Source organism: Asticcacaulis sp. W401b (genome assembly GCF_046503825.1).
In the GTDB taxonomy this organism is placed as follows: domain Bacteria; phylum Pseudomonadota; class Alphaproteobacteria; order Caulobacterales; family Caulobacteraceae; genus Asticcacaulis.
Window position 1 is genome coordinate 25,415 of the sequence record NZ_JBKFEE010000006.1, and the last position, 15,860, is coordinate 41,274.

General features: G+C 60.8%; 12 protein-coding genes. 7 read left to right on the forward strand and 5 right to left on the reverse strand.

The genetic code is table 11. The features are described from left to right. Positions 1-101: 101 nt before the first annotated feature. A complete protein-coding gene (ahpF, locus tag ACK8OE_RS13480) occupies positions 102-1,691 on the forward strand; it encodes an alkyl hydroperoxide reductase subunit F (RefSeq protein ID WP_410272934.1) in 1,590 nt (529 codons plus the stop codon). Between the two features lie 30 nt (positions 1,692-1,721). Here ahpF and ACK8OE_RS13485 read toward each other — a convergent pair. The 3 genes from ACK8OE_RS13485 to argS all read right to left on the reverse strand — a co-directional run bounded on the left by ACK8OE_RS13485 (position 1,722) and on the right by argS (position 5,718). Continuing rightward, positions 1,722-2,485 (reverse strand): IS5 family transposase gene (locus tag ACK8OE_RS13485; RefSeq protein ID WP_410272935.1). Its coding sequence is split into 2 segments (ribosomal slippage): positions 1,722-2,167 and positions 2,167-2,485, totalling 765 coding nucleotides; the frame shifts between segments, so codons are not numbered across the junction. Between the two features lie 111 nt (positions 2,486-2,596). Further along, positions 2,597-3,625 carry an alpha/beta hydrolase gene (locus ACK8OE_RS13490; protein WP_410272936.1) on the reverse strand — a complete coding sequence of 343 codons (1,029 nt, stop codon included), beginning with the start codon at positions 3,623-3,625 and terminating at the stop codon, positions 2,597-2,599. Between the two features lie 53 nt (positions 3,626-3,678). Next, positions 3,679-5,718, reverse strand: coding sequence for an arginine--tRNA ligase (gene argS / locus ACK8OE_RS13495; protein WP_410272937.1), 2,040 nt, complete (start codon positions 5,716-5,718; stop codon positions 3,679-3,681). 236 nt (positions 5,719-5,954) lie between these two features. Between argS and ACK8OE_RS13500 the strand changes: the two genes are divergently transcribed. The 6 genes from ACK8OE_RS13500 (at position 5,955) to ACK8OE_RS13525 (ending at position 13,449) form a co-directional block, all read left to right on the forward strand. Next, positions 5,955-6,131: a hypothetical protein gene (locus tag ACK8OE_RS13500; protein ID WP_290795491.1), complete on the forward strand. Its 177-nt coding sequence runs from the start codon at positions 5,955-5,957 to the stop codon at positions 6,129-6,131. A gap of 400 nt (positions 6,132-6,531) precedes the next feature. Further along, entirely contained in the window at positions 6,532-6,903 is a 372-nt protein-coding gene (locus ACK8OE_RS13505) for a response regulator (RefSeq protein ID WP_290795494.1), read from the forward strand. A 31-nt stretch (positions 6,904-6,934) separates the two neighbouring features. Continuing rightward, positions 6,935-10,390: a response regulator gene (locus tag ACK8OE_RS13510; protein WP_410272938.1), complete on the forward strand. Its 3,456-nt coding sequence runs from the start codon at positions 6,935-6,937 to the stop codon at positions 10,388-10,390. 106 nt (positions 10,391-10,496) lie between these two features. Then, positions 10,497-11,324: a CheR family methyltransferase gene (locus ACK8OE_RS13515; RefSeq protein WP_410272939.1), complete on the forward strand. Its 828-nt coding sequence runs from the start codon at positions 10,497-10,499 to the stop codon at positions 11,322-11,324. Then, entirely contained in the window at positions 11,321-11,890 is a 570-nt protein-coding gene (locus ACK8OE_RS13520; RefSeq protein WP_410272940.1) for a chemotaxis protein CheB, read from the forward strand. The genes ACK8OE_RS13515 and ACK8OE_RS13520 overlap by 4 nt, the downstream gene beginning before the upstream one ends. Beyond that, on the forward strand, positions 11,890-13,449 hold the full coding sequence (locus tag ACK8OE_RS13525) for a response regulator (protein ID WP_410272941.1): 1,560 nt from the start codon (positions 11,890-11,892) through the stop codon (positions 13,447-13,449). Before ACK8OE_RS13520 ends, ACK8OE_RS13525 begins: the two co-directional genes overlap by 1 nt. On the opposite strand, the gene ACK8OE_RS13530 is transcribed toward ACK8OE_RS13525, so the two are convergent. Together ACK8OE_RS13530 and ACK8OE_RS13535 are read right to left on the reverse strand one after the other, a co-directional pair. After that, positions 13,446-14,519 carry a DNA topoisomerase IB gene (locus ACK8OE_RS13530; RefSeq protein WP_410272942.1) on the reverse strand — a complete coding sequence of 358 codons (1,074 nt, stop codon included), beginning with the start codon at positions 14,517-14,519 and terminating at the stop codon, positions 13,446-13,448. The two genes, ACK8OE_RS13525 and ACK8OE_RS13530, sit on opposite strands and share 4 nt — an antisense overlap. After that, the gene (locus tag ACK8OE_RS13535) at positions 14,519-15,817 is read right to left on the reverse strand and encodes a glycoside hydrolase family 130 protein (RefSeq protein ID WP_410272943.1); all 1,299 of its coding nucleotides are present in this window, start codon (positions 15,815-15,817) and stop codon (positions 14,519-14,521) included. The genes ACK8OE_RS13530 and ACK8OE_RS13535 overlap by 1 nt, the downstream gene beginning before the upstream one ends. Positions 15,818-15,860: the final 43 nt, after the last annotated feature.

A 15,860-nucleotide genomic window follows, 5' to 3' on the forward strand; every position in this document is an offset into this window, starting at 1 on the left:
AGGTACCCTCACAGGGCCTGCGCCAGCATTATTTTCCATATCCGGGCTTTGCGGAGCCCGCATATAGACAATGATTTTCACGACAATATACGGAGTACGCCATGCTTGACGACGGCATGAAGGCCCAACTGAAGGCCTATCTCGAAAACCTGCGCACGCCGATCGAACTGGTGGCGCACACCGATGATCAGCCCAAGTCGCGTGAACTGGTCGATCTGCTCGAAGACATCGTGGCCGCCTCGCCCAAGGTGACCCTGACCGTCTCGTCTGGCGGTGAGCGCGTGCCGTCGTTCGACATCGTGCGCAGCGGCAGCCCGGAGGTCGCCGTGACCTTTGCCGGCCTGCCCATGGGCCATGAGTTCACTTCGCTGGTGCTGGCGCTCCTGTGGGTTGGCGGCCACCCGCCCAAGGTTGAGGCCGAAGTAATCGAGCAGGTCAAGGCGCTCGATATCGACGGCGAACTGCGCTTTGAAACCTACTTCTCCCTGTCGTGCCAGAACTGCCCCGACGTGGTGCAGGCGCTGAGCCTGATGAGCGTCCTGAACCCCAAGATCACACACGTCGCCATCGACGGCGCCCTGTTCAAGGACGAGGTCGAGCAGCGTCAGGTCATGGCCGTGCCGACCATCCTGCTGAACGGTCAGCCCTTCGGTCAGGGCCGCATGGGTCTGGAGCAGATTCTGGCCAAGCTCGACACCGGTGCGCAATCGCGTGAAGCCGAAAAGATCAGCGCCAAGTCGGAATTCGACGTGCTGGTCGTCGGCGGTGGCCCCGCCGGAGCCTCGGCCGCCATCTACGCGGCGCGCAAAGGCATCCGCACTGGCGTCGTGGCCGAACGCTTCGGCGGTCAGGTGCTCGACACCATGGATATCGAGAACTTCATCTCGGTGCCGCACACCGAAGGCCCGAAGCTCGCCACCGCGCTGGAGCAGCACGTCAAGGACTATGAGGTCGATATCATGAACCTCCAGACCGCGACGCAACTGATCCCGGCGGCGACCCCCGGCGGCCTGATCGAGGTCAGGCTGCAAAGCGGGGCTTCGGTGAAGTCGCGCACCGTCATCCTTTCGACCGGGGCCCGCTGGCGCAACATGAATGTGCCCGGCGAAACCGAGTACAAGAACAAGGGCGTGGCCTACTGCCCGCACTGCGACGGCCCGCTGTTCAAGGGCAAGCGCGTGGCGGTCATCGGTGGCGGCAATTCGGGCGTCGAAGCGGCCATTGATCTGGCCGGCATCGTTGCCGAGGTGACCCTGCTGGAGTTCGCGGCCGAACTGCGCGCCGACGCGGTTCTGCAACGCAAGCTCTACAGCCTGCCGAACATCAAGGTGTTGACCAATGCCCAGACGACCGAGGTCAAGGGCGACGGCAGCAAGGTGACGGGCTTGAGCTATAAGGACCGCCTGCACGACGTGACGCACGATATCGAACTGGAAGGCATCTTTGTGCAGATCGGTCTGGTGCCCAACACCGAATGGCTGAAAGGGACGCTGGCCCTGTCGAAGCATGGCGAGGTCGAGGTCAATGCCAAGGGCGAAACCTCACTGCCGGGCGTCTTCGCGGCGGGCGACTGCACCACCGTGCCGTATAAGCAGATCATCATCGCCATGGGCGAAGGCTCCAAGGCCTCGCTGTCGGCCTTTGATCACCTGATCCGCAGCACGGCCCCGGCCGACGTAATCGCTGCTTAGAGCCTGCCACCCGCACACTAGGCCGTAGACTCATAACGCTCTGATCCAGATGCGAGAGGCTACGATCTTGACGGCGCCTAGGAAGTTGAGGGGATTTTTGTCATATCGCGTGGCAATTCCCCGGAACTGCTTGAGCTTATTGAAGAAGCGTTCGACCAGATTTCTTTGCCTATAGACCCAGCCACTGAAGGCAAAACCGTCCTTTCGATTGCTCTTGGCCGGGATATTGGCCCAGGCCTTCTTTTCGCTGGCGGCAGCACGCAAGGCGTTTGTGTCGTAAGCTTTGTCGCCCAGCACAATGGTGCCTTCCCTCATGGCGCTCAGCATGGTCAAAGCCATTTGGCTATCATGAGCCTGCCCGGCAGTCAGTTCGAGGGCGATAGGTCGCCCTTCGGCATCGACGACGGCATGGATCTTGGTCGTCAACCCGCCACGGGAACGTCCCATGCAGCCATCGTCAAGGCCCCCTTTTTTGCCGTCGCACCATGTTGGTGCACGCGGACGCAGGAGGAGTCAATCATGATGATATCGCCGTCAAAGGCCTTTGATATATCTGCTAAAATCCGATCCCAAACGCCAGCTTTGCGCCACCGGACGAAGCGATTATAGCAGGTGGTCGAAGGCCCGTACCGCTCCGGAATATCCGCCCATGGCGAGCCTGCCCGAAACCTCCATAAGATGCCGTTGATGACGCGGCGATCATCAACACGAGGGACGCCGCGAGGCTTGTTCGGCAGTAGCGGCGAAATAATTTCCCATTCTGTCTCGGTCAGCTCATAGCGGCGACGGGTCATCAAAAAGGCCTCCAAATCAATGGAAGCCTTGAATCACGCGTAAGACAGATTGAAAACCCGTTTTATGAGTTTACGGCCTAAAAAGCCGCCGGATTTACTCCGGCGGCTTTTTTATTGCGCCTTGCGCTCGGCCCGCACAGTTTCGACCACGCGCGTAATGGCGTCGATAACTACATCCGGTCGGTTGCGCTGGATGAAATGTCCTGCATCGGGAAGATAGTGAAACTCGCCGCGGTTGGAACGATTGGCCAGAAGTTCGTGCCCCTTGCGCCAGTCAGCACTAAACTCCGCAAAACCCCGATCCGTCTGAGACACGTCACGATAGAGCCTGCCTCCGGACAAGACAATGAGGGGGGTGTCTCCGTAATGTCTTCGCGTTAACCGCTCCTCCCGCCATATCACGCTCTCTGGCGCTTGCGCAGAAGGAAAATAATTTAAGGACTGGCTAAGCTCAGCTTCATACCAAGCGGCCCTGATCAATGCCTGCAACATGTAGGTACGTTCAAAGTCCGACCAACCACCCGGCAGCTTGAAACACCCCTTGAGGTCATCATTTGAAAGCTGTCCCTCACGGGCTTTTTTCGCACAATCGGCCAATTCCTGATTGCCTCTATCCAAGCTGGCAAGCAATAGTTTTCGGTCTTCTGGATGGGTGGGATTATTCTGCATTGCGAACCCCGGATCGACCAGCACCATACCCGCGACGTCTTGCGGAAAGCGATTGGCGTAGAGAGTCGCATAGAAACCGCCAATGGAATGCCCAGCGAACACCACGGGCAGGGTTTCGCCTCTCGCCTTAAGAAGCGCGCGCAAATCATCCGTCGTTGCCGTGCCGGTCACAGGTCCGTCGGGCGCATCGCTGAGGCCGAAGCCAGCGCGATCATAAACGCAGGTCCGCGTTAGTTTGGCGATGACCGGCTGAACCTGTCGCCAGTTCGGAATGGCCCCTTCTCCGCCCTGCTGAAAGACGACGGTCGGATAACCGCCCCCCTCACAGGCCATGTGCAGCCTGCGACCGCCACCGACATCGGTCAACTGAGGCTTAAACAAATCAGGATTGATATGCTCGGCCTGAGGCGGCTGTGCTGAAGCACCGCCTGCCCAAACAAACAACACTGCCAAAAGATAACGTCTGAGCATACCCCCTCCTTTTTGAAGAGAGTGCCACACTCAAAAATTGCAAACAAGCGCGATCAGATCGCTTCCGGGCACTCGATATGGCAGATCGACAGGGCACGGGTCAGGGCCACCTGAACGGCTTGCGTGATGATCAGGCGCGCCGGGTTGGCCACGCCGTCGCTGATCACCGGCACGCGGGTGTAGTAAGAATTGTAGATCGCCGCGACGTCCATCAGGTGACGCACCAGCAGCGACGGATTGGCCGCTTTGGCCGCGGCCACCACCTTCTGCGGGATCTGCTGCACCTTCAGGAGCAGGTCGGCTTCCTGCGCGTCGATCTCATAGGTCACACCGTCGATATTCGCCGTGCCACCGCCGTTTTTGCGCAAAATGCTGCGCGCCCGACACGCCGCATAAACGACGTAGGCCCCGCCTGAGCGTTCAAACCCGGCGATGGTGGCATCCATATCTGAGGCATCGATTTCCACCGCGCCTTTCAGGTCCTGCTTGAGGTCATTAAACACGATGGAGCCGATGGCCAGTTCCTGCGCCGCGCGGCTCAGTTCGGCCTCATCCGAATCCACCCGGTCAGACAGGCGGTTACGGAAATAGACCTGCGCCGCCGACAACAGCCCGATGACGTTTGAGACCGACTGACGCGACGACAGCTTCTTGCCGGTCTTCGCATCGACATAGAAGCCGAAATAGACGTGCTGAAACGCAGTCTTTGCGGCATCGGCAATCCCCGTCGCATAGGCCGAGCGGAACAGGCGGTTGAAGTGCACCTGCTGCTCCTGACCCACAACGTAAAAGACGTCGGTGGGGTCGAACATCTGCGCGCGCAGTTGGATGGCGCCCATATCGCGCGTCGAATAGATGCTCTGCCCGTCGGCACGACGCACCACGAAGCGCTCATTATTATCGAGCAGGACCACCGCCGCGCCGATATCCTTGCGGATCGACTTTATGAGGGTGTCGCGTTCGATTTCCCCGATGTCGCCGGCGGCAAAACGCGCCTCTTCGATGGCGATGGCGGCTTCGGCATCGGCCTCACTGAACACCACAGCCTTACCCGACGCCAGCGCCGCTTCGACCACGGCGTCGCCCGCCTGATAGTAGAAGCTTTCGCCCAGGACGAGGTCGAAATGGATGTTCAAGGCGTCGTAGAAACCTTCAAACGACTGAAGGCTCCACTTGACCATGTCAATCCACAGGGCGACCTCTTCGGCGTCGCCCTGCTCCAGCGCCCGGAAGCGCGCATCCGAGGCCGCCACATAGTCGGTGAAGGCATATTTCAAGAGTTCGAGATTTTTCGCATCAGGGAAATACCGCCCGGCAATGGCGGCGTCTTCGGCGTCCCATTCATCGGGCGACTTGCCGCCTTCGAGGATGCGTTCGACCGAGCGACGGATCTTGTAGATTTCCAGCAGCTTGTCGTTATCCCCGAAATCCGCCGGGAAGACCGAGCCAAACCGGCGATAGCCTTCCAGCATGAAACCGAAACCGCCGAAGTCATTGATATGGTTGACGCGAAAGGTATCCGCCCCCGACCGCTCCCACAGGTTCGACAGCACGTGCCCCACAATGGTCGAGCGGATATGCCCGGCGTGCAGCGTCTTGGCGACATTGGGTGACGAATAATCGACCACCGCCGAACGCCCCTTGAGCGCGTCGGAATCGCCGAAATGCGCGCCAATCGCGGTCACGGCCTGTGCCCCGCTGAGCATCCAGCCGTCCGACAGGGTCAGGTTGATATACATGCCCTTGGTTTCGAGTTTGGCAATGGCGTCAGCAAAGTCCGGCCCGTTGAGGATGTCCACGATCCACGGCAGGTGGTTGGCCATAAAGCCCTTCGGTCCGCCGTCCTTCAGCAGTTGCGGAAAGCGCAGGGCAATATCACCGCCCATCTTGGCGCGGTCGATCAGATCGAACTTGATATCGAGCGCATAGCCCACCTTGGCCGACAGGGCGTCGGTGATGCGCTTTTCCAGTTGCGGCAGGGGATAGGCCTCAAAAGCCACCGAAGCCGCGGCCGCGCGCTCACGGCGGTAACGCGCGACAAAGGCGTTGACCTCCGACAGGCGTGACGAATTGACCTCAGCGAGCGCGTTCATGGGGAATCCCTTGTACTGAATAATGCCAACGTCCGAAGGTGCTGACCGCACCCGGCCGTTGAAGACACGAATACCAAGCGTCATTTCCAATGACCCTTGGTATAGGGGCCTGCATCTATGGCAAACGCGGCCCAATATCAAGGATCACGCTTATTCCCTCTTTGCGTGGCGACGGCCCTTGCCTCTCTCGTCTTTACCCGTGCGGGGTTAGGGTCGGGCTTCAACGGAGGTGACCCATGATCCAGACCATACGCATTGTCAGGGCTTTCTGTGACGGTTTCCTGCACCCGACACGCTCATTGAAACGCTGTCAGCGCGAAGACCGCGCCGTGCGCGATAATCTGGGCGAAGATCAGGTAGATACCATGGTCGAAGACACCTTTCCGGCTTCTGACCCACCCAGCACCTATTGAAGGGCTAGGAGCGAATCTTAAAATATTTTCAATAAACGAAGCCAGAAAACAATTCTATTAGTATAGATAGTTGCTTTTATCGAAATTAATTAAATTTATTCTCGTTACTTCTAAACAATAAAAATTGATAATAGCTGAATTTAATTTTGAATTTTATCTGAAATAGGAATATAAATAATCCGTAAACGTCAATCTATATCATTTTTACCCACCGTCATTGTTTCTATATTTCAAAACACAACGGCTTTCGGTTGCCTTGCCATAAAAAAGGACCTATTGTTTTGCCGGACGGCGCAGCCAGCGTCGGCCGCTTTCCGCGTACCGTGCCGACTTTTGGCACAGGCCACCCGCCTTTGCGGCGGCCCTCAGACGACGCTCCCTGTAAGCCTCAGAGACACATATGAAGATTTTGATCGTCGAGGATAACGAAGCTCTGGCCCAGACGACCGGCTGGATCATCGAGATGCTGGGCTATGACTATCGCATCAGCCTGACGCCGCAGGCGGCGCTGACCGAGGGTGAAGCCTATGCCCCTGACGTGGTGATGATGGATATCGGCCTGCCGGGCATGAGCGGCTATGACCTGTGCCGTGAAATGCGTCAGAAGCCCGCCCACGCCAACGCCATCTTCGTGGCGCAGACCGGCTGGGACGAGCGTGAGCACCGAGAACAGTCGGCAGAGGCCGGCTTCGTCCACCACCTGACCAAGCCGGTCGATCTTCAGACCCTCGAATCCGTGCTGAACGCCATTGCGGCGGACATGCGCGTCTGATCCTCCACGCTTACCCCAAGGCCGCCTGCTTATGTCTTCGAATGGTCCGCTTCACGCTTTGAAGGTCTTTCTGTTTCCCGGAAAAAGCCATGCCGCCGGCAGCAGTCTGGGCGTGCTGTTGTCACTGATCTTCGTTGCCGCCTTCTTCCTGATCAGCGGCTTCATCTCCTACACCAATATCAGCACGCTGCGGAAAAACAGCGAAGAGGTGACCGAGACGCACAAGACCATACTGGGCCTGAGCGAACTGATCGCCACCCTGACCGACGCCGAAACGGGGCAGCGTGGCTATATCATCACGGGCGACGAGGCCTATCTGGTGCCCTATGATAACGCCACCTTCGTCCTCAAGGAGCGCGCGAAGGTCCTGCAAACGCTGCTGGCCCAGTCGCCCGAGCTGAAGCCACAAGTCGATGCCATCGAAGAACGCATCAATCTCAAGATGGCGGAACTGCATCGCACGATCGACATCCGCCGCACCCAGGGGATGGAGGCGGCTGCAGCCGAGGTCAGCCGCCACCTCGGCAAGAACCATATGGACATCATTCGCCGCGAGATCAAAGAGATTGAGGCCGCGGAAAACGCGCGGCGTCAGGCGGGTATCCGTCAACGCGCCGAAGCCTTCAATACGGCCATCCTGTCCACCACGGCGACCGCCATTCTGGGCATTATCCTGACCGTGATCATCGCCGTCATTGTGCGCCGTTCGACCGAAAGACAGGCCCTGCAAAACTGGCTGTCCAATGGCGAGGTGGGTCTGGGGGCCGCCCTGTCGGGCGATCCGGCGCTCGATGAGGTGGGTAAGCGCGCCCTGTCCTTCCTGTGCGACTATCTGGGCGCCCAGAGTGCCGCCTTCTATGCGCGCGACGGCGGCATACTGAAACAGGCCGCCACGCACGGTGTGCCCGCCGAGACCGCCCTGCCCCTGACGCTCAAACTCAATGAGGGCGTGGTGGGTCAGGTGGCGGCCGAAGGCAAGATCGCCGTCCTGTCCGACCTGCCCGCCCCCCTGCTGAGCGTCGGCACGGCGCTGGGGCAATGGCAGCCGCGCCACGTGGTCGTGGCCCCCGCCGCCACGGACGCGCAGGTTGATGCCGTGATCGAGCTGGGCTTTATGGCCACGGTCGATCCGGCCACGATGACCTTGCTTGAGCGTTCTTCCGACATCATCAGCGTTGCCGTGCGTTCGGCCAATTACCGCGCCACGCAGCAGAACCTGCTGGAAGAAACCCAGCGGCAATCCGAGGAGCTTCAGACCCAGGCCGAGGAGTTGCGCGTCAATAACGAAGAACTTGAGGAACAGAGCCGCGCGCTCAAGGAATCGCATTTGCGTCTGGAGCAGCAACAGGCCGAGCTGGAGCAGACCAATGTGCAACTGTCCGAGCAGGCGCGCGTACTGGAGCAGCAGAAGGACGACCTGAACCGCAGCGCCGCCGACATCGCGCTGAAGGCGCAGGAGTTGGAACAGGCCAGCCGTTACAAGTCGGATTTTCTGGCCAATATGAGCCACGAACTGCGTACGCCGCTCAATTCGTCGCTGATTCTGGCCAAGCTGCTGGCCGACAACCGCGACGGCAATCTAAGCGAAGAGCAGGTCAAATTCGCCCGCACCATCCAGTCGTCGGGCAACGACCTTCTGGCCTTGATCAACGACATTCTGGACCTGTCGAAGATCGAGGCGGGTCAGATGGACATCAATGCCGAGCCCGTCTCCTTCCGCCGTCTGGCCAGCGATATGACGCGCATGTTCGAGCCTCTGGCCGGCGAAAAGGGCCTGACCTTCCGCGTCGAAGCCGATGAAACCCTGCCCGACCTGTTCGATTCCGACCGTCAGCGTCTGGAGCAGGTACTGAAAAACCTGTTGTCCAACGCCCTGAAATTCACCGAAAGCGGTTCGGTGGTGCTGCGCATGTCAGCGGCTGATAACAAGGTCCACTTTGCCGTCAGCGATACGGGCATCGGCATTTCCGCCGAGCAGCAACAGAGCATTTTCGAAGCCTTCCGGCAGGCGGATTCGACCATTTCGCGCAAGTACGGCGGCACGGGTCTGGGCCTGTCGATTTCGCGCGAACTGTCGCGCCTGCTGGGCGGGCATATCGAGCTGAAAAGCGAACCCGGCGAAGGCTCGACCTTTACCCTTATCCTGCCGCTGATCTATGACCCGCAGCAGGTCGCCCCACGCGAAACGCCGCGCAGCCCTGAACCGCAGATCATCGAAACCTTTGCGGATACACCGGCGGCCCCGATCCTGCCGACCCGCACGCGTGTTCCTGACGACCGCGACCGCCTCAGCGGCGACAAGCGCCTGCTGCTGGCCGTCGAGGACGACCCGTCCTTTGCGCGCATCCTCTACGAACTGGCGCAGGATCTGGGCTTTCAATGCCTGATCGCCAGCACGGCCGAAGACGCCATGCTGATGGTGCGTCAGTACGTGCCCTCCGCCGTGGTGCTGGATCTCGGCCTGCCCGATCATTCCGGCCTGTCGGTGCTCGACCGTCTCAAGCGCGACCCAAAGACGCGGCACATCCCCGTGCACGTCGTGTCGGCCAATGATTACATGCACGCCGCCCTGTCGATGGGGGCCATCGGCTACATGCTGAAACCCGTCAAGCGCGACGAGCTGGTCGAAGCCTTCACCCAGCTTGAGACGCGTCTCGAAAAGCGGATGCGCCGTGTACTGATCGTCGAAGACGACGCCGTGCAGCGCGATTCGGTGATGGCGCTGTTGAAGACGCAGGACGTGGAGACGGTAGCCGTCGGCACGGCGGCAGAGTGTCTGGCGGAACTGAAGGCGCAGACCTATGACTGCATGGTGCTGGACTTAAGCCTGCCCGATGCCAGCGGCTATTCGCTGCTGGAAACGCTTTCGACTGAGCAGGACTACGCCTTCCCCCCGGTCATCGTCTATACGGGCCGCGACATCTCGGCGGCGGACGAACAGAAGCTGCGCCGCTATTCCAAGTCCATCATCATCAAGGGGGCCAAGTCGCCGGAGCGCCTGCTCGACGAAGTGACCCTGTTCCTGCATCAGATGGTGTCGGACCTGTCTCCCGAACAGCAGAAGATGCTGCACCGGGCCAAGGGGCGCGACAACATGCTGGAAGGGCGGCGTCTGCTGGTCGTCGAAGACGATGTGCGCAACGTCTATGCCGTCACCAACATCTTCGAGCCTCTGGGGGCCATCGTCCAGATCGCCCGCAATGGCCGCGAAGCGCTCGACGCGCTGGAGGTGGCGCAGGCCTCAGCCGACACCGCCATCGACCTGGTTCTGATGGACGTCATGATGCCGGAAATGGACGGCCTGACCGCCACGCGCGAGATCCGCAAGCGGCCGGAATGGAAGAAGCTGCCCGTTATCATGCTGACCGCCAAGGCGATGAAGGACGATCAGGAACGCTGCCTCGACGCAGGGGCCAATGACTATATGGCCAAACCGCTGGATGTCGAAAAGCTGGTGTCGCTGGTGCGCGTCTGGGTACCGAGGTAACTAACGGTTCAACCTAATTTGTTGCCGATGCAGTTACTGATTTTATTTTTATACGCGATAACCCTAGAGTGACTTTCCTTTTAGCGGCTGGCGTGCGTGACGTGTTGTGCATAACAAGATCGAGGATATAGAAGTCCGCCTTTTCCTTGAGGCGATATATCTCAAATATCACTATGATTTCAGAGGCTACGCCATGGCCTCGATCAAACGCCGCCTGTTGCAGGCGCGCGACCATTTCGGCTGCCGCTCGATTTCGATGCTTCAGGACATGGTCCTGCACGATGAGGCCATGCTGGGGGCCCTGATGAGCTATCTGACGGTGCAGGTATCGGAGCTGTTTCGCGACCCGGCCTATTTCCGCGCCATCCGCGAAAAGGTGGTGCCGCACCTTAAAACCTACCCCTCTTTGAAGGTGTGGATCGCCGGCTGTTCGACCGGTGAGGAACTTTATTCCTTCGCCATTCTGTTCCGAGAAGAAGGCCTTGAAGAGCGCACCCTCTTCTACGCCACCGACATCAATCAGGACTCGCTGCGCAAGGCCGAGGCCGGGGTCTATGATCTCGACCGGATGCGTCTGTTTACCGAAAACCACCGCCTGTCGGGCGGCAAGACCTCTTTGTCGGACTACTACACCGCCGCCTATGGCGCGGCCACCTTCGACAAATCTTTGCGTAAGCACGTGGTGTTTTCCGACCATTCGCTGGTCACGGACGCCGTGTTTGCCGAAACGCAGTTTGTGTCGTGCCGCAATGTGCTGATCTATTTCAACCGGGACCTTCAAAACCGCGCCGTGGCCCTGTTTGCCGACTCTTTGTCGCGCAAGGGCTTTCTGGGGCTGGGGGCCAAGGAAACGCTGCGCTTCACCGATCATCACGCCACATTCGACGAATTTGCCCGCGATGAACGCCTCTATCAGAAGCGGGAGGCCGCATGAGCACCCTTCCCCGCAAAGCGGTAGTCATAGGGGCTTCGGCCGGCGGCGTAGAAGCCCTGTCGGCCGTCCTGCCGCACCTGCCGCCCGACCATTGCCCGGTTTTGGTGGTCATCCACCTGCCGTCGAACCGGCACAGCGTTCTGGCCGACCTGTTCAGGGACAAATGCCTCATGAAGGTTGTCGAAGCCGAAGATAAGGCCCCAATTGATGCTGGCACCATCTACTTCGCCCCGCCGGATTATCACCTCATGGTCGAAACCGACTTCACCGTTGCCCTATCGAACGAAGCGCCGGTATGGTTTTCGCGCCCGTCGATCGACGTGCTGTTTGAAACGGCCGCGGATGCCTATGGGCCAGGTCTGACCGGTGTCATCCTGACCGGCGCCAATGAGGATGGCGCGGAGGGCCTGCGCGCCGTTATGGCGCAGGGCGGGCGTGGCCTGATCCAGTCGCCGGAGACGGCCTATGCGCGCCTGATGCCGGAAACCGCCCTGTCCCTGTGCCCGGCGGCGGAGGTGTGCCCGCTTGAGGACTTGGCCGCCGAACTACTGGTGGAGGCCGCCTGATGAACACGCCCGCCCCCATCCTGCTGGTCGATGATCTCGAAGAAAACCTGCTGGCGCTCGAAGCCCTTTTGCGCCGTGACGGCCTGACCATCCTCAAGGCGCGCTCAGGCGTTGAGGCGCTGGAAATCCTGCTGCGGCAGGAGGTGGCGCTGGCCCTGCTCGACGTGCAGATGCCGGAGATGGACGGCTTTGAGCTGGCCGAAACCCTGCGCGGTGCCGAACGCACGCGGCGCATCCCCATCATCTTCCTGACCGCCGGGACCACCGACCGCGATCGCCGTTTCCGCGGCTATGAGGCCGGGGCCGTCGATTTCCTGCAAAAGCCTATCGACGGCGATATCCTCAAATCCAAGGTCGAGGTCTTCGTCGAACTCTACGCCCAGCGTCGTCAGATCGCGCATCAGCGCGACGCGCTTCAGGCCCAGCGGGACGAGATTCAGCGCGCGGCCGAGGCCCTGCGCGAGGCCGATCACCGCAAGGACGTCTTCCTGGCCACCCTGGCGCACGAACTGCGCAATCCGATGGCCCCGATCCGCAACGGGCTCCAGATTCTGCGCATGGCTCCGGACAGCCCGATGGCGGCGCAGGTACGCGACATGATGGACCGTCAGATGACGCATCTGGTGCGCCTTGTCGATGATCTGCTGGACGTGTCGCGCGTCAGTCAGGGCAAGATAGAGTTGAAGCGCGATCACCTGACGATGCGTTCGGTGGTCGAGGCGGCGGTGGAAACCGCGCGTCCCGTCATCGACCTCGCCGGGCACGCCTTTACGCTCGATCTTCCGGCGGAGGAGTTGTGGGTCGATGGCGACCTGACGCGGCTGGCGCAGATCGTCGCCAACCTGCTCAACAATGCCGCCAAATATACGCCCGAACGCGGTCGCATCGGCCTCAGCCTGCGCCGCGATGGCGCGCAGGCCGTGATCCGCGTGAGCGATACCGGGCTGGGCATCGACGCCGACATGCTGCCCAAGGTGTTTGAACTGTTCACGCAGGTGGACCGCAACATCCACCGCGCGCAGGGCGGGCTGGGGATCGGTCTGGCGCTGGCGCAAAAGCTGGTGGCCCTGCATGGCGGCTCGATCCATGCCGAAAGCGCCGGAGCCAACAGGGGCTCGACCTTTGAACTGCGTTTGCCTCTGGCAGACGCGCCGCACGCCACGGCGGACGGTCTGACTGAGGCGCAGGCGGCGCGGTCACTGAACGTGCTGGTGGTCGATGACAACCGCGAATCGGCCGAAACGACCAGCTGGATGCTCGACCTGATCGGCCACCATACGCGCACCGTGCACGATGGGGCCGCGGCTCTGGCCGCCGCCGACAGCGAGACGCCGGACGTCATCCTGCTCGATATCGGTATGCCCGGCATGAATGGCTATGAGGTCTGCCGCGAACTGCGCAAACGGCCGCAATTGCAGGACACGGTGGTGATCGCCCAGACCGGCTGGGGGCAGGACAGCGACCGTCAGGCGGCGTTTGAGGCGGGCTTCAACCACCACCTGACCAAGCCGGTCAATCTCGACAGCCTCAGCCGCCTGCTGGCCGATATCCGGGCCTAAGCCTTCAGGCGCTTTTTCAGGAAGCCGAGTACCATCACCTCATCGGGGTCCAGTTCCGCCGCCTCGCTCAGTTCGGCGTCGATCTCGTCCACAATCTGCTGGCTCAAAGCCCCGTCCAGATAGGCGCTGATCACCTCCGGATGCACATAGCCCTTGCGGCAGACGGCGGGCGTATTGCCGAGCCGACGCGCCACGTCTTCGATGGCGGCCTTGAGATTGCGCTTGGCCTCTGTCTGGGTCTCAAAGGCATCAAAGGCCTGAAGCGCCAGCGCCGCCAGCACCGTCCCCGTAAAGGTGCGGAAGTCCTTGGCGGTGACGACCTCGCCGCTGATCTCTTTCAGATAGGCATTGACGTCCGACGAGGTGACATCGTGCACCCGCCCGGCCTCATCGACCCAGGCGAACAATTCCTGCTCGCCCAGGTCCTGAAGGCGGCGGATGACGGCGGCAGCACGGCGGTCGCTTAGTTTGAGGTTCCACGCCTTGCCCGACTTGCCCATAAAGCGAAAACGCACGCTCTGGCCTTCGACCGAAACATGCTCGTCCTTCAGCGTCGTCAGGCCATAGGATTTGTTGGTGCGGGCATATTCGTCATTGCCGACGCGGATCAGCGTCTTTTCCAGCAGATAAACGACGGTGGCCAGCACCTTTTCACGGCTTAAGCTCCGTCTGGCCATGTCGGCGCGCACAGCAGCGCGGATGCGCGGCAGCACTTCGCCGAAGCGCAGGATATGGCTGAACTTGGTGGCGTCGCGCACGCTGCGCCAGTCGGCGTGATAGCGGTACTGCTTGCGGCCTTTGGCGTCCGTGCCGGTCGCCTGAACATGGCCATTGGCGAAGGGGCAAATCCATACGTCTTTCCACGCCGGGGGAATGGCCAGCCGGTCGATGCGGGCGCGCGCCTTTTCGTCGTCGATCCGGACACCCCTGGTGTCGAAATAGACGAAGCGGCGACCATAGCGCCGGCGCGTAAAGCCGGGTCGCCGGTCATTAACGTAGCGCAGGCCACAGGCCTTCGCCTGTTCCGCAGCGTCCGCCGCAGCCTCCATGACGGGCAGGCTGCCGTCCATCAGAAGGGCCGCAGGTGCTGAAGGATGTCATCGACGTGCAGCGAGGCGAAGCGGATCGAGGAATCGGCCACGCCATAGGGCAGCAGGATCCAGTCGCCGTGTTTCAGCGCACCGCAGCTATAGACGACATTGGGCACATAGCCTTCCCGCGTGTCTTCGCCGGGGGCCAGAATGGGCGTGCGCGACCGGCCGATCACCTGACGCGGATCGGCCTTGTCGAGCAGCACCGCCCCCAGACAGTAGCGGCGCATCGCCCCGACGCCGTGGGTAAAGACCAGCCACCCGGCGTCCAGCTCAATAGGCGAGCCGCAATTGCCCATCTGCACCATTTCCCACGGGTGTTTGGGCGAGACGATGCGGTCGCCATAGTTCCACACCATGCGGTCTTCGCTTTCGAGATAGAACAGGCTCTCGTGGTCCAGCCGCCCGATGGCCGCATAGCGGCCGTTGATGCGGCGCGGGAACAGGGCCAGCCCCTTGTGCGTCGCCGCCAGCCCGCGCAACGGGGCCAGATAGATGGTATCAAAATCCTCGGTTTCGAACAGTTCGCAGCCGATTTCACGCCCCGAATAGGCGGTGTAGGTCCCAAGATAGGTGGTGTCGCCGTCGTCTTCCGTAAACTGCACCAGACGCAGGTCTTCGAGGCCGTTCGACTGGGCACGAGTTACCGGAAAAATGACCGTGCCCGACACGGAACAGGCCTTATGCCGCATCAGGGTGACGGGCCCGTCGGTCGCCCCCTGCGCCGGTTTGGCGGCGACGATAAAGTCGGAGTCGGGCTCAAGATCGACCGCGCCGTCGGCATGGAACACGCCTTCGCGGAAGGAGATGGTCGAGATATGCCCCTCCCCGACCGTGCGCACCGACATCAGGAAACGCACCGCCCCTTGCGGCACATGTGTCTGTTCGGGGTGGACAACGACGGACGGGTTCATGATCGCCGCCGCTTCGAAGGAATATTCCTGACAGAAATAGGCCCCGATCAGCGCCGCATGGTCTTCGTCGATCTCGTCCATGCCGTCGATGCCACGGCCGATCATCGCCTTTATCGCCCTGAAACGATCGAGGAAGATGGCGCGCGCCTGTAGGTGGCGACCACTGAAATCGCGGCTGACGCTGTCGAGTTCGGCGCAACATTCCTCGTGCGTCAACTTAAGGAGCGAGCGGCAGATGCGCTCGGCCCGCGACATGGTCCCCAAAGCCGTATTGTAGGGTTCCACCGAAATGGTGAAGGGGCGTAGCACGACGCGCTCAGGGTCGGCGCGCAGCACGATGTCGCTGTACTTGATCTCTTTCATAGGCACACTGTCAAAAGCGCATTCCGAAAAGTGTGAAGCGGTT